Raw genomic sequence first — 19041 nt, 5'->3', positions numbered from 1 at the left:
TTCGTGAGCAGGCACGGGAGCGGGAAACGACGGCGCACCTCGCCGGATCCGGACGACACGGGCGCACCGCGCCCGGACACCAGCCCGCTCGGCGGCGGTGAGTACACGTCCGACGAGGCGGCGGACGAGTACCCGCCCACGGGCTACGACCCGACCGAATACCCATCGCCCGCGTACGAGCCCGCCGAGTACGAGCCGTACTCGTCCGGGGAACACCCCGTGCAGTACTCCTCCGGGGATCAACCCGAGCCGTACTCCTCCGGGGAACACTCCGTGCCGTACTCCGGGGAACACCCCGTGCCCACCTACGGCGCGAGCGCCTACGACCCGGCCACCGATCCGGCCCTCATGGGCGGAACCGCCGAATTCGCCGCCGTCGTCGACGAGCCTGCCGAGCCCGACCGGCCCCGATCCGCCGAGTCCCGATCCGCCGAGCCCCGCCCCACCGAGCCTCACGACACCGAGCCCCCCGACACGGACACCGGCATGCGCCCCGCGCCCCCTCCGCACGAGGGCGACATCATCAAGCTCGTCGCCGTCGGCAGCCTGATCTGGTTCGCCCTGTTCGTGGTCGCGTGGTTCATGCGCGACTCGCTCGCCGAGGACCGGGAGTGGTGGCCGTGGTGCGCGCTGGCCGGCTCCGGCCTGGGCCTGTTCGGTCTCTGGTACTGCCGCCGACTCCAGAACGACGACTGACCGCAACCCCACCACAGGCCACAAACCGCGAGCCACCAACCACAAGCGACGAGCCGCGACCGACGAACCGCAATCGCAAACCATACAAAATCCGACATCAAGCCCATTTCCTAACGTAGCGTCAGGGCATGCTCGAAGCCCCCGCCACCCTCCCCGGCCTGACCGCCGCCCAGGTCGCCGAACGCGTCGCGGACGGTCGCGTCAACGACGTGCCGGCCCGGTCCAGCCGCAGCACCTCGGCGATCGTCCGGGGCAACGTCCTCACCCGGTTCAACGCGATCATCGGCACCCTGTTCGTGGTGATCCTGATCGTCGGCCCGATCCAGGACGGCCTGTTCGGCCTGGTCATCGTGGCCAACACCGCGATCGGCATCATCCAGGAGCTGCGTGCCAAGCACACCCTGGACGCGCTGGCGGTGGTCGGCGAGGCCAAGCCCCGGGTGCGCCGGGACGGGCACACCGCCGAATTGTCCGCACGCGATCTCGTCCTGGACGACGTCTGCGAACTCGGCGCGGGCGAACAGGTCCTGGTGGACGGCGTGGTGGTCGAGGCGGACGCGCTCGAACTCGACGAGTCGCTGCTCACCGGCGAGACCGATCCGGTCCACAAGAAGGTCGGCGACCAGGTGATGTCCGGCAGCTTCGTGGCCGCCGGCAACGGCGCCTTCCGGGCGAGCAGGGTCGGCCGCGACGCCTACGCCGCCGAACTCGCCGAGGAGGCCGGCCGATTCACCCTGGTCGACTCGGAACTGCGCCGCGGCCTGGATCGCATCCTCACCTACGTGACGTGGTTGATGATCCCGGTGGGCATCCTGCTGATCATCAGTCAGCTCCGCACCCACGACGGCCTGCCCAACGCGCTGCGCGGCATGGTCGCGGGCCTGGTCACCATGGTGCCCGAGGGCCTGATGTTGCTCACCTCGGTCGCGTTCGCGGTCGGCGTGGTGCGGCTGGGTCGCAAGCAGTGCCTGGTCCAGGAACTGCCCGCGATCGAGGGCCTGGCCCGGGTCGACGTGGTCTGCCTGGACAAGACCGGCACGCTCACCGAGGGCGGCATGGACGTGGCCGAGACGCGCCCGCTCGACGACACCCTGCCCGTCGACGCGGCGCTGGGCGCCCTGGGCACCTCCGACCCGCGGCCGAACGCCAGCCTGCAGGCGATCGTGGACGCCTACCCGGCGCCGCCGGACTGGCCGGTCACCGACGTCGCCGCGTTCTCCTCGGCCCGCAAGTGGAGCGGCGCAAGCTTCGCCGGGCACGGGACCTGGCTGCTCGGCGCGCCCGATGTGCTGCTCCCCGAGGGCCACCCGGTGCTCGCGCAGGTGGACGAACTCGGCGCGCAGGGGCTGCGGGTGCTCCTGTTGGCGACCGCCGACGCGCTGACCGACGAGGCGGGCGGCCGGGCCCGTCCCGCCGCGCTGGTGGTGCTGCAACAGCGGCTGCGCCCGGACGCCGCGGCGACGCTGCGCTACTTCGCCGATCAGGGGGTGGCGACCAAGGTGATCTCCGGCGACAACGCGCTCTCGGTCGGCGCGGTGGCCGCCAAGCTCGGCCTCGCGGGCGCCGAACACGCGGTGGACGCCCGCCGGTTGCCCCAGGACCCGACCGAACTCGGTCGAGCGCTGGAGGACGGCACCGTGTTCGGCCGGGTCACCCCGCAGCAGAAGCGGGCGATGGTGGCCGCGCTCCAGGCCCGCGACCACACGGTCGCGATGACCGGCGACGGCGTCAACGACGTGCTCGCGCTCAAGGACGCCGACATCGGCGTCGCGATGGGCGCGGGCAGCGGCGCGAGCCGCGCGGTCGCGCAGATCGTGCTCCTGGACAACAGCTTCGCCACGCTGCCCTCGGTGGTGGCCGAGGGCCGCCGGGTGATCGGCAACATCGAGCGGGTCGCGAACCTGTTCCTGACCAAGACCGTCTACGCACTGCTGTTGTCGCTGCTCACCGGCGTCGCGAGTGTGGTCTTCCCGTTCCTGCCCCGCCACCTCACCCTGATCGGCTCGCTCACCATCGGCGTGCCCGCGTTCTTCCTCGCCCTCGCCCCGAACACCGAACGGGCCCGCTCCGGCTTCGTGCCGCGCGTCCTGCGCTTCGCGATCCCCGGCGGCGTGGTCGCCGCGCTGGCCACCTTCCTGTCCTACTGGCTGGCCCACCTCAACCACGGCTCGAACCTCGACCAGGACCGCACCACCGCAGTGATCACCCTGTTCCTGGTCGCGACCTGGATCCTGGCGATCGTCGCCCGCCCCTACACGTGGTGGCGGATCGCCCTGATCGCGGCCATGGTGGCACTCTTCCTGATCGCGCTCTACGTCCCGTTCGTGGCCGACTTCTTCGCCCTGTATCCCCAGCACCAGGGCAACAACGGCACCGCGGTCGGCATCGCCCTGGTCGCCGCCGCCCTCCTCGAAGTCGGCTGGCACGTCTCGGGTTGGCCGGCCCGCCGAAACACCGAGGACACCGAGGACACCGAGGACACCGAGCGTTCCAAGAGCACCGAGTACCCCGAGCGCCCCGAGAACTCCGAACACCCCGAAAACGACGGGGACACCGCGGCCTGAGCCCCGGCGCCCCCATCGCCCCCGACGTACCGAGGCCCGCTCACACCCCGTCGAAGTCGCGTTCCGTCGCGAAGTGGTCCGCGTTCTCGGGGTGGGTCAGCAGTTGTTCGACCTCGAAGCGGCGGTGCCACTCGCCCGCCGCCCAGGCCAGACCGCGCGCGACGCCCTCGAAGGTGGTGGCGTGCACCCGGCCGTCGACGTAGCGCCAGTCCGCGTCGAGTTCGCTCTCGTTCGGGCCGGAGACGATCAGCTCCTCGTGCTCGTAGTACTCCTTCGGCGCGTCCGGCATCGCGGCCAGCACGTCCTCCGGCACCTCGTGCAGCGTGCCCTCGGAGAGCACCTTGCCCGGGATCGTCTCGGACAGCAGCGGTACGTCGAGCAGGTCGGCCAGCGCCTCGGCACGATCCGGACGCACCGGCAGCACCACGTGCGCCGCGTCGTCCGCGACCAAGGCCGCCAGGTCCGGCGCGTCGCCCACCAGCGCGTCGGCCACGTCGGCGACGGTCATCCGCCCACCCGAGACGCCGCGCAGTTCGGCCGGCGCGGACAACCGCTCCGGTGCGACGTCGGCGAGCGCGGTGTACAGCGCCCGCAACTGGTCGCGCGTCACGGGCCGCTCCGGGTCCGCCAGACGCTCCAGAAGTTCGTCCGGGCCGTCCGGGTCGGCCAGCAGCGCCGCGAGCGTCGTACGCACGCCCAGGGCCGTCAGGAAGACCGGATCCAGGCTCGCCCGGACCTCGTCGTAGAGCCCGTGCAGCAGCCGGTCCCCGTCGGCGGCGAGCAGCCCCGCCGGCCGCCGGCCGTCCAGCACCGGATGTCCGCGCAGCCACCACGAGGTGTAGGAGGGCACCCGGGCCGTGCCGCCGTCCGGCAGCAGGACGTGCGCCGGCTCGGTCACCGCGCTGCGCAGCGGCGGCGTGGCGATCACCTCCAGCGCCTCGTCCCAGGCGTCGTCCGCGACCAGGTCCAGGTCGCGCACCGCGACGAAGGTCGCCAGCACCGGCGGCACCCCGTCGTCCGGCATGTGGTCGAGCACGTCGTCGAGCCAGTCGTCCTCGGCGTCCAGGTCGTGATCGCAGCCGTCGTGGTCCAGGACCACGTCGTCCTCCCGGACCAGGCCGAAGGTGCCGAGCACGCCGACCGCCTCCAGCACGTCCTCGCCCCAGCGCTCGACCAGGTCCGGGTAGACGACGCCGAGCGCGTCCGGCTCGACCACCGCGGCGATCCGGCTGCCGGGCAACATCAGTTCGCCGGCCGGGACCGCGTCGCCGTCCGCGTCCGGCAGCAGCAGCGCGGACAACCAGGGCTCGTCGCCGGGGCCGATCCGGGCGGCCCGGACCAGTTCCAGGATCGCGTCGGCGATGTCGTCGCCGTCCTCGCTGTCGGCCACCGCCGCGCGCACCGCCGGGTCCGCGAGCACCGCCCTCGGGGTGGCCCGGATCGCGCCCAGCCGTTCCAGGAGCGGGTGGGTCGCGTCCGGGTGGGCGACGCGCAGCCGGAGCACGTCGAGCGCGGCCGGGTCGGGGCTGTCCGGACCGGGCAGCAGGATCCCGCGCGGCCCGCGCACGATCCGGCCGTCCGCGAGCGGCACCGGCAGCGCGCCCAGCGCGTCCCGGGCGGCCGGGTCGAACGCGTCGTACAGGGCCCGCCACCAGGCCGGCTCCCGATCCATGCCGGCCAACTGGTCGACCACTTCGGCCAGCGGCAACCGACGCACCCCCAGCACCCGCAGGGCCGCGCTGCGATCCAGCCCCGCGGGCAGCAGCCCGGCCACCACCGGTGCCAGCGCGTCGACCAGGCCCGGGCCCGCCGTCTCGATCAGCACCGCGTCGCGCGGACGCAGCAGGTCCCGGTCGCGCGCGGCGGTGCCCCGATCGAGCAGCAGCGCGTCCGGGTCGTCCGGCTCGGCCTCGGAGGCGGGCGCGGCGGCGGGCAGGAACGCGGTGTCGGCGAGTCGGGCCAGCACCCGATGCCGCAACAACCCGTCCAGCTCGCCCTCGGCGGTCGGGCCGGGCACCAGGCTCAGGATGCCGGTCGTACTGGTCGGCCAGGTGCCCAGCAGCGTGGCGTAGGTCTCGGCGGCGCGCTCGATCAGGAAGTCGCGCAGCGGGCCGGGCGCGGTGTGTCGGCGGGTCGGGTCGAGCGGGAAGGACGCGACGAGCAGCGCGGGCAGCCCGAGCGGCTCGTCGGTGGGCGTGGGGGCGTGCACGACGGGCCGTACGTCGGGCCGGCGCGGCTGGTCGACGGCGTCCAGCGGGACCGCCCACAACACCGACCAGGCGGCCCGCCGGCGCTCCTCTGTGGGCCGATCGGCGAGCAGTTCGGGCGCCAGCGCGCCGCCGTCCTCACCGACCCGCCAGCGGGTCGTCACGCCGTTGTCGGTCACCACGAGGGCACCGCCCTCGGCCCGGCAGGTCAGCGTCCGCACGCCGTCCGCGGTCTCGATCACGATCTCGCCGAGCCGGCGCAGGGTGAGCAGCAACGCGTCGTCGATCTCGGCGAGCAGCCGGGCGGCCAGATCCGCGGCGGCGCCGTCGCGCAGCGGCAGCACCACGCAGGTGTCGTAGTCCTCGGGCGGCGTGCCCTCGGCCGGCATCGGCAGCCGCAGCACCGGCACACCGCCGTCGCGCCGGGCCAGCTCGTCGGTCAGTCCGGCGTTGTTCCGAGCCTGTTCGGCGACCAGGTCACGGGCCTCCTGGAGGGACCAGCGCACGCCGCCGGTGCGCGAGAGCACGCACGGCTCGTCGGTGACCGCGAGCACCGCGGCGAAGCCGACCCCGAACCGGCCGACCGCCTCGGGCCCGTCGTCGCGCTTGGCGGAGGCGCGCAGCGTGGACAACGCCTCGACGCCCTGCGCGTGCAGCGGGTCGCCGGTGTTGGCCGCGACCAGCACGCCGTCGCGCAGGGTCAGCCGCAGCCGGCCCGGCACCCCCGCGCGGGCCGCCGCGTCGGCGGCGTTCTGCGCGAGTTCGACCACCAGGCGGTCGCGGTAGCCGCCGAGGGCGAGTTCCTCCTCGGCGTTCGCGTCCTCCCGGAAACGCGCGGGCGACGCGGCCCACGCGTCCAGTACGGCTCGCCGAAGCGAAGCGGTGCCAAAGCGGTCGTCGATGCCCATACCGTGCGCCGTCCCTCGTTCGCGGATGTGGCCGGAACCCTATTGCGTTTCCGGTCACACGGCTTCCCGGCGATCCCACCGGATGGACGGCAGTGGATCAACCCACACAAAACCCTCACATGCGGGCCTGTCCGTTCGTGTGGCGAGACCCGCGGACACGGGAGTAGACACGGCGGTGGGGGAAACCCCGCTCGGCTACGGAAGGGGAGACAACGTGGCTACCTATCGCACACAGATCCAGTGGGGCGGCCCGGACGCCGCCTGGCACGACGACGCCGACCTCGCCGTCGTGGTACAGAGTCGCAACGCCGTGGTTCCGGACAAGGCCCGCCCGGCGACCGGCACCCAGCTTTCCTGGTCCGGCCCGCAGGGCAACGCGACGATCACCTTCTTCGACGACGGCGCGCGCTTCCAGGGCTCCGCGCAGTTCCCGGGTGAGGGCCCGGTCGGTTTCCGCGGCACCGCGCGCTGATCCGAGCCCGAAACGACCCGAAGCCGCCACCGGTTCGGTGGCGGCTTCGGCGTGTCGGTCGGGTGGGCGGATTCGAGGACGTCGGGCGTGTCGCGCGAGGTCGTGCACACGGGCACGGGATCGATCAGGAGTGGCCCAGTTGGTCCTCGCCGGGCTGCATGCCGTCCTCGTCCACCGGACTCTCCACCGGGCGGATCCGCACGGTCTCGATCCGGTATTCGTCCAGGGACAGCTCGGCGGCGGGCGTCGCGGCGGGCATGACCGCCGCTTCCGAGTGGCCGCCGCAGCCGTACGCCAGCGAGACCATCCGGCCGTCGGCGGGCGAGTACTCGTTGGCGCACACTCCGAACGCCTGCCCGAGCGGGCCGCCGACCTTGACCAGGAAGCCACAACTCGTGCAGTGCGCCGGGGCGGCCTGGGCCATGGGCGTGGCCCGGCCGAAGTGCTCGTCCCAACGGTCTGCGGCCAGATCGCGGCCGACCGGCGACAGGACGCGTGCGCGCCCCTGTCCCAGCTCGTACGCGACCGCCTTGGGACCGAACGCGATCGGTTCGGTCAGTTCCTCCTCTGTCTCGTCCGCTCCGGTGTAACCGAATTCGAGACGGGGGTCGTCGGCGTCGGTGGGCAACAGGTCGCCCACGCCGAGGTCGCCGGGACGAAGCCGCTCGTTCCACGGCACCCAGGCAGGCGCCAGCAGCGCCTCGGGTCCCGGGACGAGGACGGTTTCGTCCACGGTCACCAGCTTGGCGCGGGGCGCACGGGCAACGGTCACCGCCCACCGCCAGCCGTGGTAGGCGGACTCGCGGCACGCGAACAGGTGGGTGACCAGGCGATCACCATCCACCTGAACACCCAGATGCTCGCCGACGGAGTCCTGACCTGCGGCTTCCTCGGCGGCAGCGAAGGCAAGATCAACCGCCTCGGCGCAGAGGCGGTCCGGGGTTCGACTACGGGTCGCGGCACTCACGAGAGTGATTCTCTCTCACGCGTCGAAGGTCTCCACCGCCGATACCCTCAAAACACGTCCGATTCCCGAACGGGCGCGCGGAGCGAGCCCTTCCTGGCGTGTCGCGACCGCATCATCCGAGGGAGCGAGGGCAGGATCCCGGCGTGGCAGCCTCCAAGACCACCACCGCATCACGGCGCACCATTCGGGCGCCGAGTTCGACCCGCGGGTCGTACCCCAGGAACCGAGGTCCGGCGCGGCGCGCGCTGGGTTGGTTCGGCGGACTGTTCACCGGCGGCTTCGGCAGACTGCGCGGCGCGGCCCGGGCCAAGGGGGCCGGAGAAAGCGGTCTCGCCAAGCTGATCGAGCTGCATCTGATCAACAACGCGGGCGACGCGCTGGTGACCATGGCGCTGGCCACGACCGTGTTCTTCTCGGTGCCCACCGGCGAGGCGCGCGACCGGGTCGCGATGTACCTGCTGATCACCCTCGCGCCGTTCGCGCTGCTCGCCCCGGTGCTCGGTCCGATCCTGGACCGGATGCGCCGCGGTCGGCGCGTCGCGATGGCGGTGGCGATGCTGGTCCGGGTGGGGCTGTGCTGGCTGATGGCCGGTTCGGTGAACGACGGCGGGCTGGAGCTGTATCCGGCGGCGTTCGGCGTGCTGGTCTCCTCCAAGGTGTACGGGGTCAGCCGCAGCGCGGTGGTGCCCCGGCTCCAGCCGCGCTCGGTCTCGCTGGTCAAGGCGAACTCGCGGATCACCCTGTTCGGCCTGATCGGCACGATGGGCGCGGCACCGGTCGCGGGCGGCCTCAAGTACGCGTTCGGCACGCCCGGGATCCTGTACGGCGCGTGTGTCGTGTTCACCTTCGGCGCGGTCCTGGCACTCACCCTGCCCGCCAAGGTCGACTCGGCCGAGGGCGAGGACCGGGCCTCCTTCACCGCCGAGGCGCCCGGCGTCGACCACAAGCGCAAGGTGTCGCTGACCAAGCTGCGGACCGGCCGGGACGGGGGCGGCACCGAGCCGGCGTCCGAACCCGAGGCGTCGACCGAGCGCGAGCCCGGTCGCAAGCCGGTCCGGGTCAAGACCTCGCGGCGGCTGCGCAGTGTGGGCCCGTCCGTGGTCCAGGCGTTGTGGGCGAACGCGGCGATGCGCGGCTTCTCCGGCTTCCTGATCATGTTCCTCGGCTTCCTGATGCGCCAGCACCCGGTGGCCGACCTGTCCGCGACCCAGGCCACCATCGCGGTGGTGGTCGCCGCCGCGGTCGGCAACGCGGTCGGCACCGCGCTCGGGGCCTGGCTCAAGTCCCGTGCGCCGGAGGCGATCATCGTCGGCGTGCTGCTGGTGTCCGCGACCTGCGCGGCCTGGGCGGCGGTGATGTACAGCCTGATCACCGTGCTCGCGGTGGCGGCGGTCGCCGGTCTCGCCCAGGCGCTGGGCAAGCTCTCGTTGGACGCGATGATCCAGCGCGACATCCCCGAGGCGGTGCGTACTTCCGCCTTCGCCCGCACCGAGACCGCGCTCCAGGTGGCCTGGGTGATCGGCGGCGGCATCGGCATCGCGCTGCCCCTGAACGGCACGCTGGGGATGAGCGTCGCGGCGGGCGTGCTGACCCTGGCGCTGGTGATCGTCGGTCGCAAACTGACGACTCGCCGGGCGCGTCGCAAGCGGTCCCCCGGCGTCCGGCTGCGGGCCGCCCGGTAATCTTCCGATCATGAAGACTCGCCGCCCTGCCGCGCTCGCCGGCGCCGCCGTCCTGGGCGCGCTCGCCCTGACGGGTTGCAACATCGACAAGCCCACCCCGTTGGTGACCCTGGTCACCGGGACCACGTCGGTCCACTCCGAGGCGGAGTGCTACAAGGACGGTGGCACGCTCGACGACGCCAAGGTGTCGGAGTGCCTGAACAAGACGAAGCTCAAGACCATCTCGGTCGACGAGGGCGGCAGCTTCTCGGTGGGCGTGGACAAGAAGATCGCCGACAAGGGTTGGCTGCTCCTGTTCGACGGCAAGCCGCAGACCGCGTCGGCGATCAAGACCACCTACTACTCCGACATTCGGCTGAAGTACGGGGCGCCGGAGAAGGGCGACGAGCCGATCCTGGTCCAGGTCGTGCAGCCGGACGGCAAAGAGGGCTACCGGGGCATCTGGTCGTTCAAGGTCAAGAAGAAGTAGCTCTTGCCCATTCTGGTGATCACCGCCGTGGCCGCCGAGCGCGACGCCGTGCTCGGCGGTTCGCGTTCGTGGCGCACTCCCGGTCCGGAGGTGCTCGCCGTCGGTGCGGGTCCGGCCGCCGCTGCCGCCGGGACGGCCGCCGCGCTCGCGCGTGGTGCCTACGACCTGGTGATCAACGCCGGTATCGGCGGCGGCTTTTCGGGCCGGGCGCCGGTCGGCTCGACGGTGTTGGCCACCCGGGTGGTGGCCGCCGACCTGGGTGCGCAGACCGCCGACGGGTTCGTGCCGATCGAGGAACTGGGCTTCGGGACGGGCGCGTTCGACTCGGATCCGGGGCTGATCACCCACGTGGGTGACGCGTTGCGGGCGGCCGACATCCCGCTCGTCACCGGACTCGCCCTCACCGTGTCCACCGTGACCGGCACCGCCGCGCGCGCCGCCGAGTTGGCCGAATGGCACCCGGACGCCGCGGTCGAGGGCATGGAGGGCTTCGGAGTGGCCACCGCCGCCGCCGCGTTCGACGTGCCGATGCTCGAACTGCGCACCATCTCCAACGCCGTGGGCCCGCGCGACCGCGCGGCGTGGCGCATCCCCGACGCACTGCGCGCCCTCACCTCGGCCTTCGCCGCGCTCGAAGGGAGCCCGACCCGATGACCCTGTCGCTGGCCTACTCGCCGTGCCCGAACGACACGTTCGTCTTCCACGCCTGGACGCACGGCCTGCTCGCCGACGCGCCGCCGGTGGACGTGCGTTACGCCGACATCGACATCACCAACGGCCTGGCCGAACGCGGCGAACTGGACCTGCTGAAGGTCTCCTACGCGGCGCTCCCGTGGGTCCTGGACGAATACGCGCTGCTGCCCTGCGGCGGCGCGCTCGGCCGCGGCTGCGGCCCGCTCGTGCTGAGCCTGGGCGCGAGCACGCCGGCGGCGCTGGCGGGCAAGGTGGTCGCGGTGCCGAGCGAACGCTCCACCGCCTACCTGCTGTTCCGGTTGTGGGCGGCGGGCAACGTGCCCGGCGGCGTCGGCGAGATCCGGGTGCTGCCGTTCGACGAGATCATGCCCGCGGTGCGCGACGGCCTCGTGGACGCGGGCCTGGTGATCCACGAGGCCCGCTTCACCTACGCGCGCTACGGGCTGACCTGCCTGGCCGACATGGGCGACTGGTGGGAGTCGGACACCGGGCTGCCGATCCCGCTCGGCGCGATCATCGCCAAACGCTCGCTGGACCTGCCCGCCCTGGCCGCCGCCGCCCGCGCGTCGGTCGAACACGCCTGGGCGAATCCGGCCGCGTCACGCGCCTACGTCCTCGCACACGCCCAGGAGATGGACCCGGACGTCGCCGACCGGCACATCGCCCTGTACGTCAACGAGTTCACCCGGGACCTGGGCGAATCCGGCCACGCGGCAGTGACCCACCTGCTGACCCGAGCCGCCGCCGAGGGCCTGGTCCCGCCCGTGCCGGCCGACGCCCTGAAACTTACCTGACCCGGCGGGCGCCGGACGGCCCCGAGCACGCCGGACGCGCCGCCCGGGCCCGCCCGGCACCATCCGGCCCGTCCGGCGTTCGAGGGCACCGCACCGGCCGCCGGGCCGGGTGTCCCGCGCCGCCGTCAGGCGGTGCTCACGTGTCGAGTTCGTCGGCGACGGCCCGCAGCAGTTCGGCGACCTTCGTGGTCGCGCGCTTGTCGGGGTAGCGGCCGCGTTCGAGGGTCTTGTCGACGCCTTCGAGGACCTTGAGCAGGTCCTGGATGATCGAACTCATCTCGTCGGGCTTCTTGCGACTCGCGGCGACGACCGAGGGACGCGGGTCCAGGACCCGGAGCGAGAGGGCCTGTTCGCCCCGTCGCCCCTCGACGATGCCGAACTCGACCCGGGTGCCCGGCTTGAGCGTGTCCAGGCCCTGCGGCAGCGCCGACGCGTGCACGAACACGTCGCCCCCGTCGTCCCGGGACAAAAACCCGAAGCCCTTCTCGGTGTCGAACCACTTGACCTTGCCGGTGGGCACGGGAGACCTCGATCGTGTCGGGACGGCTTCGTCGGGACTTTTACGAGCATTTACCAGGCTGGGTGGGGCGCACACATCGAATCCGAGCAGGAACGCGTAGTGACCCCGTTCACTCGACCAGGCTAATGGTCGCGTTCTCGGCCGGACATCGGGATACCGCCCCGGGCGCATCGGGGCCGGATCGGGGCATCTACCCTGGGCGTGTGTACAACGCATCCGCAGGCCCCGGCGATCGGCTCGTCCGCATCGGCGCGGTGCTCTTCGCCATCGGGACGATCGCCACGCTCGCCACCGTGACACCGCTGCTGATCGGCGCCGACGCGCTGCCGACCGCGGTCTATCTGGTCAGCGCGCTGATGCCGGTCGGCTTCGCGGTGGCCGCCGCGGGCCTGTTCAAGTCGGCCCGCAGCAGGCGTCGCCCGGTGCCCGAGACGCTCTGACGCCGCGCCCGCCGCAACGCGCCGGGGGGCGTTCCTAGCGGTACGACTCCGGGTCGGGCAACAGTTCGTTCATCGCGCCCTCGCGGTAGCCGAGCGGGTCCACCTCGACGCTCGTGAAGCCGGCCTCGTGGACCGCCGCCAGGGCGGGTTCGTGCCCGTCCACGGCGGCGCTGAGCGCGGCGTCCACCTCGATCCGCGCGGACTGCCCCAGGTCGCGCACCCGCAGGTTGCGAACCGGGATCCCGTCCCGGGCCAGGACCGCGCGCAAGGCGGTCTCGGCCCGCTCCACCCGGGCCAGCCTGCTCGGGGTGATCGCCACGCCGAAGGCGACCCGGCTGGACAGGCACGCCGCGGCCGGCTTGTCCCAGGTCGGCAGCCCCCAGGTCCGGCTGATCGCCCGCACCTGAGCCTTGGTCAGGCCCGCGTCCAGCAGGGGGGTGACCGCCCCCGCCTCGGCCGCCGCGGCGATCCCCGGCCGAAAGCCCACCCGCGCGTCGTCCGCGTTGGTGCCGGTGGCCAGGTGGGCCATCCCCGCCGCACGCGCCACCGGCGCGAGCACCGCCATCAACTCCGTCTTGCAGAACCGGCATCGGTCGCCGTTGTTGGCGCGATAGCCCTCGCGGGCCATCTCGTCGCTGGGCACCAGTTCATGACGCACCCTCAGGTCCGCCGCGAAGGCCCGTGCGGCGTCGCGTTCGGCGGCCGGCAGGCTCGGCGACTCGGTGGTCAGCGCGAGCACGTTGGCCGCGCCCAGCGTGCGAACCGCCGCGGCCAGCAGGAAGGCCGAGTCCGCGCCGCCGGAGAAGGCCACCGCGACGCTGCCCAGGCCGCGCAGCCGCTCGCGCAGCCCGGCGAGCCGCAGGTCGGCGACGTGTGCCTCCAACCACGCGGGGAACTCGGTCAGATCGGTGAGCACGACGTCGGCGCCGGCCGCGCGCAGGTCCTCGGCGGAGATCGGTCCGGTCGCCACCCCGACCGCGACCGCGCCCGCGGCACGGGCCCCGGCCAGGTCGCCGAGATGGTCGCCGACGTACACGCTCGCCCCCGACGCGCGCAGCGCCGCGCCCTTTTGTTCGGCCCACAGGTCGCCGACCAGATGGTCCACGGCCAGATCCAGATGGTCCAGATGCAGCCGGGCGTTGGGCTCGTGCTTGCCGGTCACCACCATCGTGCGACCGCCGAGCCGATGCACCGCCGCGAGCGCCGCACGAGCACCGGGCAGCACGTCCGTGCCGAGCACGGCATGGTCGGGATACAGCTCGCGATAGCGCGCGGCCACGGCGGTGACCTCGGCGGCCGGGAACCAGTTCGCGACCTCGATCTCCAGCGGGGGCCCCAGTCGGGAGACGACCAGCGCGATGTCGATCGGGACACCGGTCTCCGCGGCGAGCACGGCCCAGGCCGCCCCGATGCCGGGACGGGAGTCGACGAGCGTCATGTCCAGGTCGAAACCAACCATGAGGGAATTCACCCGTTCAGCCTACGATGCGGCGCGTTGCAGGCCGATGCCCGAACGTGGGCAATGCCGTGAACTGCACTTTCCTTGATCGTTTCGGCTCATTCGTGTCAAGGGCGCATTCGAAGCGGAATGCGCCCGTGGACGGCTCGCCGCCCCGCGCGCGCTTGTGGTCGGATTCCCGTCCGCCGCCCCCGAGTCCCAGGGGTCGGCCGCACGGTCGACCCCTGGGGGGCGGTCATCCGGGAGAGGTATCGCAGCGGGCGCCCTGGTGCTGACGCGCCCGTTATGTCGGTCCGCATAGCGTCGGGGACATGAGCACGATGACGCATCTCCCCGCCCCCCATTCGTTGCGGATGCCGAAGCTGCGCGGCTCCTCCGCCGCCGAGATCCCGTTCACCGAACTGGTCCGCGCCCGGCTGCGTCGGCCCGCTCACCTCACCGCGACGGTCGCGCGCGGCGCGTGGGTGTTCACCGGCACGGCCGTTCGAGTCACCCTGCTCGGCAGGCATGCCGTGCCGTGACCCGGCATGGTCCGACTGCGCGCGGGCAGACGTCCGCTCGGGCAGCCGAACCGACACTCGGGGGTGGACACGGTGGACGACCCGTTCGGGACCGAGGACGCGCGACCCGGCACCGCCGCGAAGCCCGCCGATGCCGCCGACGGCCCCCGGCCCACCCGCTCGCGTGCCGCACGCGTGCTGCGCGCCGTCGCGATCGGGTTCGGCGTGCTGGCCCTGGTCGCCTTCGCACTGGTGCTGGCCCGGGTGACGCTCACCCCGCAACCCGATTCGCAGGACCTGGTCACCGGCAACACCGACCCGGGCAACTCGATCCGGTCCTACCTGGACCGCCCCGAAGTCCGGGACGCGATCCGGCAGATCGGCGGCAACCTGGTGTTGTGCACGCCGCTGGGCGTGCTGCTCCCGGTGGTCTCCGCCCGGCTGCGCGGCCCGCTGCGGATCCTGCTCGCCGTCGGCGTGCCGATGCTCGTGGTCGAGGCGGTGCAGGGCCTGTTCGTCGTCGGCCGCGCGTTCGACATCGACGACGTGATCCTGAACGCGAGCGGCGCGGTCCTCGCCTACCTGTTCCTGGGCCGGCACCTGGCCGCCCGGGTCCACCCCCGCCGCACCCGCCGGCGACGGGAGCGACCCCCGAAGGCCCTGGAGAAGCGCCCGATCGCGTGACCGAACGCCCCGCCCGTCGACTACTTCTGCTTGTCCAAATCGTCGGAGTCGACGATCCGGTACGCGTAGCCCTGTTCCGCGAGGAACCGTTGCCGATGAGCGGCGAAGTCCTGATCGATGGTGTCGCGCGCGACCACCGAGTAGAACCGCGCGCCCCGGCCGTCCGCCTTGGGCCGAAGCACCCGACCGAGCCGCTGCGCCTCCTCCTGCCGCGAGCCGAACGAGCCGGACACCTGGATGGCCACCGTCGCGTCCGGCAGGTCGATCGAGAAGTTCGCCACCTTGCTGACCACGAGCGCCTGCACGGCACCGGTGCGGAACGCGTCGAACAACCGCTCGCGTTCCTTGTTGGTGGTCTCACCCTTGATCACCGGCGCGTCCAACACCTCGCCCAACTCGTCGAGTTGGTCGATGTACTGGCCGATCACCAGGGTTTGTTCGCCCCGGTGCTGCTCGACCAGTTCCTTGACCACACGGGTCTTGCTCGCGGTGGTCGCGCAGAAGCGGTACCGCTCCTCGGGCTCCGCGGTCGCGTAGGCCAGCCGCTCGGTCTCGGTCAAGGTGACCCGCACCTCGACGCAGTCGGCCGGCGCGATGTATCCCTGGTTCTCGATCTCCTTCCACGGCGCGTCGTAGCGCTTGGGACCGATCAGCGAGAACACGTCGCCTTCGCGACCGTCCTCGCGTACCAGCGTCGCGGTCAGGCCGAGCCGACGACGGGCCTGCAGGTCGGCGGTGAATCGGAAGATGGGGGCGGGCAGCAGGTGGACCTCGTCGTACACGATCAGGCCCCAGTCCCGGGAGTCGAACAGCTCCAGGTGCGGGTAGACGCCCTTCCGACGGGTGGTCACCACCTGGTAGGTGGCGATGGTGACCGGCCGGATCTCCTTGCGGGTGCCGCTGTACTCGCCGATCTCGTCCTCGGTCAACGAAGTGCGCTTGACCAGTTCGGACTTCCACTGCCGAGCCGAGACCGTGTTGGTGACCAGGATCAGCGTGGTCGCCTTCGCGGTGGCCATCGCCGCCGCACCGACCAGCGTCTTGCCCGCGCCGCACGGCAGCACGACCACGCCCGAGCCGCCGTGCCAGAAGCCCTCGACCGCCTCCTGCTGGTACGCCCGCAATCGCCAGCCGTCCTCGGCCAGGTCGATCGCGTGCGCCTCGCCGTCCACGTAGCCCGCGAAGTCCTCGGCGGGCCAGCCGAGCTTGAGCAGCACCTGCTTGATCTGGCCGCGCTCGGAGGGGTGCACCACCACGGTGTCCGGGTCCACCCGCGCACCCACCAGCGGAATCATCTTCTTGCTGCGCAGCACCTCCTCCAACACCGCGCGGTCGGTGCTGGTCAGCACCAGGCCGTGGGTGGGGTGCTTGGACAACTGGAGCCGCCCGTAGCGGCCCATCGTCTCGGCGACGTCCACGAGCAGCGCGTTGGGCACCGGGTAGCGCGAGTAGCGCAGCAGCACGTCCACGACCTGCTCGGCGTCGTGGCCCGCGGCGCGCGCGTTCCACAGGCCCAGCGGGGTCAGCCGGTAGGTGTGCACATGCTCCGGGGCGCGTTCGAGTTCGGCGAACGGAGCGATCGCCCGACGGCAGTCGGCGGATGCCTCGTGCCCCACCTCGAGGAGCAGGGTCTTGTCGGACTGGACGATCAGCGGGCCATCGGGCACGGGCCAACCTTTCCGCATGGTGGAGGGGACGGGACCAACAAGTCTCAACCATCGGCGCGGCGACCGTGTTCCGAAAACCGTTTGTCATCGGCAGGAGCAGGCTCCAGGGGCCGTACTGCCCAGGGAGGAGCGCCAGACCCATCCTTACGGAGGAACACACAAACCGGCCCGTCTACCTACCCTGGATACTTGATGGCGCAACAAAAGTCGTCGGCCTCCGACGATCGGGTTCCCCGTCCCGATCGCCCCGCCGCCGAGACCCCCGAGCACGCCGGCGCACCGACCACTGGTCCCGCCGTGTCCACGCGCGCCCTGACCCGGGACTACGGCGGCGGCACCGGCATCTTCGGCATCGACCTGGCGGTGCCGCGCGGCTGCGTATACGGCCTGGTCGGGCCGAACGGCGCGGGCAAGACCACGCTGTTGTCGATCATGGGCGGCACTCGGCGGGCGGATTACGGCGAGGTGCTCTTCGGGGTCGACCGGCGCCGGGTCGCGGTGTCCACGGACGTGCCCGAATTCGAACCGTGGCTGACCGCGTCCGAGGTGGTCGAACTGGCCGGAAACCTCGTCGAACGACGGCTGCCCCGGGAGAAGGTCAAGGTCGCGCTGCATCGCACCGGGCTGTCCGGCTGCGCCGAGCGCAAGGCCGGCTCGCTCTCGCGCGGCATGACGCTGCGCCTGGGCCTGGCCGCCGCCCTGGTGGCCGACCCCGAACTGCTCATCCTGGACGAGCCCACCTCCGCGCTCGACCCGCGCGGTCGGGCCGACGTGCTCGATCTGGTGGCGAGCCTGCGCGAACACACCACGGTGGTCTTCTCCAGCCACATCCTGGCCGACGTACAGCGGGTCTGTGATCAGGTGGGCGTGATGCGCGCGGGCCGGCTGCTCTACCAGGGGTCCACCGCCGAACTGGTGGACACGCACATGCGGCCGAGCTGGCTGGTGCGGGTGCGGGGCGGCGGCACCGATCTGTTGCGCGCGTTCGCGGCGGAGAGCTGGGTCGCGCGTGTGTCGTCGCTGCGGCCCGGGCTGTTCCGGGTCGAGGCCCGGTCGCTGGAGGCCGGCGAGCGGCACCTCGCCGAGGTGCTCAGCCGCAGCTCGGCCCGGGTGGTCTCGGTCGCGCCGGAGGAGTCCGACCTGGAGGCGGCGTTCCTGTCCATCACCGGTGGTCCGCGATGACCCGGTCCGGCGCCGTGCAGGCGCCCACGACGACCCAGCCGACCGCGTCCGCGGTGGTGGCCGGCGTCGATCGTGTCCCGCGCGGGCCGCGCCGACTGGGGCTGTGGCGGCTGGAGTGGCTGCGGCTGGTGCGTACCCGGCGGTGGTTGTTGCTCGTGATGGCCTATCCGGGCCTGGGGCTGATCGGCCCGGTGTTCGCCAGGCACCGCGATCGCATCGTCGAGGCGCTGCACATCGACGCGGTGGCGCCGGCGGGCGGGATGCGCGCGGACAGCGGGATGGCGGTGTACACGTACGGCGTCGGCCAGGTCAGCGTCCTGGTCGGGCTCGCGCTGATGGCGAGCGCCCTGGCGGTCGACCATCGACCCGGCCTGGCCGCGTTCCATCGCACCCGGATGCGCCGCCCGCGCGATTTGGTGTTGCCCCGGTACACGGTGACCACGGCGGCGGTCTCGCTGGCCTATCTGCTGGGCAGCCTGATCGCGTGGGCCCAGGTGCACTGGATGTTCGGGCCGCTGCCGGCGAAGGCGGTCTTCTACGGGTCGCTCTACGGGATCGTCGGCGTGGTGCTCGAACTCAGCGTGGTCGCCGCGATGGCCGCGTGCCTGCGCCGGCCGGTGGCGATTTTTGGCGCGACCCTGGTGAGCTTCGTGGTGATGCCGCTGGCGGCGTTGTGGCGACCGTTGCAGAGCTGGTTGCCTTCGCAGCTCTTCAACTCGCAGATCGATTTGCTGCGGGGGCATACTCCTGGGGAGTATGTCGACAATTTTGGGTTGTCGGTGGTTTTGTCGGGGTTGTGTGTTTGGCTGGCGGTTTGGCGGATTGGGCGGCGGGAGATGTGAGGGGGGTTGTCGGGGGGTTGTGGGCGGGAGTTGTCGAGGGGGTTGTGGGCGGGAGTTGTCGAGGGGTGGTTTCGGTGGTTTCGGTGGTGGGGGCGTAGCGAGCCGGTGGCGCCGGTCGCGGGCCGAGCCCCGGCAACCAGACCGAGATCGCGAGCGCAGCGAGCCGGAAGGCCCCGGTCGTGAGGCGAACAGCACGACCGGACCGGGGTCGTGAGCTGAGCGGGCGGGGTGGGCGGCTTTCGGCGATGCAGCGTTGCTTTTTGTTGGGCGCCTTCGGCGCCGGCTCGCGAGGCAC

The 19041-nt window shown here is 72.3% G+C and carries 17 protein-coding genes; 12 read left to right on the top strand and 5 right to left on the bottom strand.

From position 1 onward, the window contains the following. Positions 1-3 precede the first annotated feature (3 nt). Positions 4-696: a DUF2530 domain-containing protein gene (locus tag ACH4U8_RS28150; RefSeq protein WP_395780969.1), complete on the top strand. Its 693-nt coding sequence runs from the start codon at positions 4-6 to the stop codon at positions 694-696. 128 nt (positions 697-824) lie between these two features. After that, complete coding sequence (locus ACH4U8_RS28145) at positions 825-3260, top strand: cation-translocating P-type ATPase (protein ID WP_395780967.1); 2436 nt, start codon at positions 825-827, stop codon at positions 3258-3260. 40 nt (positions 3261-3300) lie between these two features. Here the strand turns inward: ACH4U8_RS28145 and ACH4U8_RS28140 are convergent, their stop codons facing one another. Then, complete coding sequence (locus ACH4U8_RS28140; protein WP_360316360.1) at positions 3301-6375, bottom strand: sacsin N-terminal ATP-binding-like domain-containing protein; 3075 nt, start codon at positions 6373-6375, stop codon at positions 3301-3303. A 214-nt stretch (positions 6376-6589) separates the two neighbouring features. On the opposite strand from ACH4U8_RS28140, the gene ACH4U8_RS28135 reads away from it, so the two are divergent. Continuing rightward, positions 6590-6847 carry a hypothetical protein gene (locus ACH4U8_RS28135; protein ID WP_360316363.1) on the top strand — a complete coding sequence of 86 codons (258 nt, stop codon included), beginning with the start codon at positions 6590-6592 and terminating at the stop codon, positions 6845-6847. 124 nt (positions 6848-6971) lie between these two features. Here the strand turns inward: ACH4U8_RS28135 and ACH4U8_RS28130 are convergent, their stop codons facing one another. Then, complete coding sequence (locus ACH4U8_RS28130; RefSeq protein WP_360316505.1) at positions 6972-7823, bottom strand: DUF3027 domain-containing protein; 852 nt, start codon at positions 7821-7823, stop codon at positions 6972-6974. A 134-nt stretch (positions 7824-7957) separates the two neighbouring features. On the opposite strand from ACH4U8_RS28130, the gene ACH4U8_RS28125 reads away from it, so the two are divergent. Genes ACH4U8_RS28125 through ACH4U8_RS28110 form a run of 4 tightly spaced genes read left to right on the top strand, consistent with a single transcriptional unit; the run spans position 7958 to position 11452 of the window. Further along, positions 7958-9496: an MFS transporter gene (locus ACH4U8_RS28125; RefSeq protein ID WP_395780965.1), complete on the top strand. Its 1539-nt coding sequence runs from the start codon at positions 7958-7960 to the stop codon at positions 9494-9496. 10 nt (positions 9497-9506) lie between these two features. Continuing rightward, the gene (locus ACH4U8_RS28120) at positions 9507-9965 is read left to right on the top strand and encodes a DUF2771 domain-containing protein (protein WP_360316366.1); all 459 of its coding nucleotides are present in this window, start codon (positions 9507-9509) and stop codon (positions 9963-9965) included. Between the two features lie 3 nt (positions 9966-9968). Beyond that, positions 9969-10619, top strand: coding sequence for a futalosine hydrolase (locus ACH4U8_RS28115; protein ID WP_395780963.1), 651 nt, complete (start codon positions 9969-9971; stop codon positions 10617-10619). Next, positions 10616-11452, top strand: a complete 837-nt coding sequence (locus ACH4U8_RS28110) for a 1,4-dihydroxy-6-naphthoate synthase (protein ID WP_395780961.1) — start codon at positions 10616-10618, stop codon at positions 11450-11452. Before ACH4U8_RS28115 ends, ACH4U8_RS28110 begins: the two co-directional genes overlap by 4 nt. 136 nt (positions 11453-11588) lie before the next feature. On the opposite strand, the gene ACH4U8_RS28105 is transcribed toward ACH4U8_RS28110, so the two are convergent. Then, positions 11589-11972 carry a cold-shock protein gene (locus ACH4U8_RS28105; protein WP_020556830.1) on the bottom strand — a complete coding sequence of 128 codons (384 nt, stop codon included), beginning with the start codon at positions 11970-11972 and terminating at the stop codon, positions 11589-11591. Positions 11973-12175: 203 nt separating this feature from the next. Here ACH4U8_RS28105 and ACH4U8_RS28100 point away from each other — a divergent pair, with 203 nt between their 5' ends. Then, on the top strand, positions 12176-12412 hold the full coding sequence (locus tag ACH4U8_RS28100; RefSeq protein WP_360316375.1) for a hypothetical protein: 237 nt from the start codon (positions 12176-12178) through the stop codon (positions 12410-12412). A 34-nt stretch (positions 12413-12446) separates the two neighbouring features. Here ACH4U8_RS28100 and larE read toward each other — a convergent pair whose 3' ends face one another. Further along, positions 12447-13871 (bottom strand): ATP-dependent sacrificial sulfur transferase LarE, encoded by a 1425-nt coding sequence (larE, locus tag ACH4U8_RS28095; protein WP_379989848.1) that lies wholly within the window; start codon positions 13869-13871, stop codon positions 12447-12449. Positions 13872-14182: 311 nt separating this feature from the next. Here larE and ACH4U8_RS28090 point away from each other — a divergent pair, with 311 nt between their 5' ends. Next, positions 14183-14392: a hypothetical protein gene (locus tag ACH4U8_RS28090; protein ID WP_360316377.1), complete on the top strand. Its 210-nt coding sequence runs from the start codon at positions 14183-14185 to the stop codon at positions 14390-14392. A 6-nt stretch (positions 14393-14398) separates the two neighbouring features. Further along, positions 14399-15055 (top strand): VanZ family protein, encoded by a 657-nt coding sequence (locus ACH4U8_RS28085; protein ID WP_395780959.1) that lies wholly within the window; start codon positions 14399-14401, stop codon positions 15053-15055. Positions 15056-15075: 20 nt separating this feature from the next. Here the strand turns inward: ACH4U8_RS28085 and ACH4U8_RS28080 are convergent, their stop codons facing one another. Beyond that, positions 15076-16740: a DNA repair helicase XPB gene (locus ACH4U8_RS28080; protein WP_379989844.1), complete on the bottom strand. Its 1665-nt coding sequence runs from the start codon at positions 16738-16740 to the stop codon at positions 15076-15078. Positions 16741-17019: 279 nt separating this feature from the next. Between ACH4U8_RS28080 and ACH4U8_RS28075 the strand changes: the two genes are divergently transcribed. Beyond that, complete coding sequence (locus ACH4U8_RS28075) at positions 17020-17904, top strand: ABC transporter ATP-binding protein (protein ID WP_360316385.1); 885 nt, start codon at positions 17020-17022, stop codon at positions 17902-17904. Then, a complete protein-coding gene (locus tag ACH4U8_RS28070; RefSeq protein WP_360316388.1) occupies positions 17901-18746 on the top strand; it encodes a hypothetical protein in 846 nt (281 codons plus the stop codon). The genes ACH4U8_RS28075 and ACH4U8_RS28070 overlap by 4 nt, the downstream gene beginning before the upstream one ends. Positions 18747-19041 lie beyond the last annotated feature (295 nt).

The sequence above is a fragment of the Embleya sp. NPDC020886 genome, from assembly GCF_044333915.1.
Taxonomy (GTDB): Bacteria; Actinomycetota; Actinomycetes; order Streptomycetales; family Streptomycetaceae; genus Embleya.
The sequence above is the reverse complement of the archived record's forward strand: the minus strand, read 5'-3'. Positions and strand labels throughout refer to the sequence as shown.

What these genes read in the sequence shown, in the direction of transcription:
- ACH4U8_RS28080 (WP_379989844.1), bottom strand. Translation starts at nt 16,740, where the DNA reads ATGCGGAAAGGTTGGCCCGTGCCCGATGGCCCGCTGATCGTCCAGTCC.
- ACH4U8_RS28070 (WP_360316388.1), top strand. Translation starts at nt 17,901, where the DNA reads ATGACCCGGTCCGGCGCCGTGCAGGCGCCCACGACGACCCAGCCGACC.
- ACH4U8_RS28120 (WP_360316366.1), top strand. Translation starts at nt 9,507, where the DNA reads ATGAAGACTCGCCGCCCTGCCGCGCTCGCCGGCGCCGCCGTCCTGGGC.
- ACH4U8_RS28140 (WP_360316360.1), bottom strand. Translation starts at nt 6,375, where the DNA reads ATGGGCATCGACGACCGCTTTGGCACCGCTTCGCTTCGGCGAGCCGTA.
- ACH4U8_RS28145 (WP_395780967.1), top strand. Translation starts at nt 825, where the DNA reads ATGCTCGAAGCCCCCGCCACCCTCCCCGGCCTGACCGCCGCCCAGGTC.
- ACH4U8_RS28090 (WP_360316377.1), top strand. Translation starts at nt 14,183, where the DNA reads ATGAGCACGATGACGCATCTCCCCGCCCCCCATTCGTTGCGGATGCCG.
- larE (WP_379989848.1), bottom strand. Translation starts at nt 13,871, where the DNA reads ATGGTTGGTTTCGACCTGGACATGACGCTCGTCGACTCCCGTCCCGGC.
- ACH4U8_RS28085 (WP_395780959.1), top strand. Translation starts at nt 14,399, where the DNA reads ATGGTCCGACTGCGCGCGGGCAGACGTCCGCTCGGGCAGCCGAACCGA.
- ACH4U8_RS28110 (WP_395780961.1), top strand. Translation starts at nt 10,616, where the DNA reads ATGACCCTGTCGCTGGCCTACTCGCCGTGCCCGAACGACACGTTCGTC.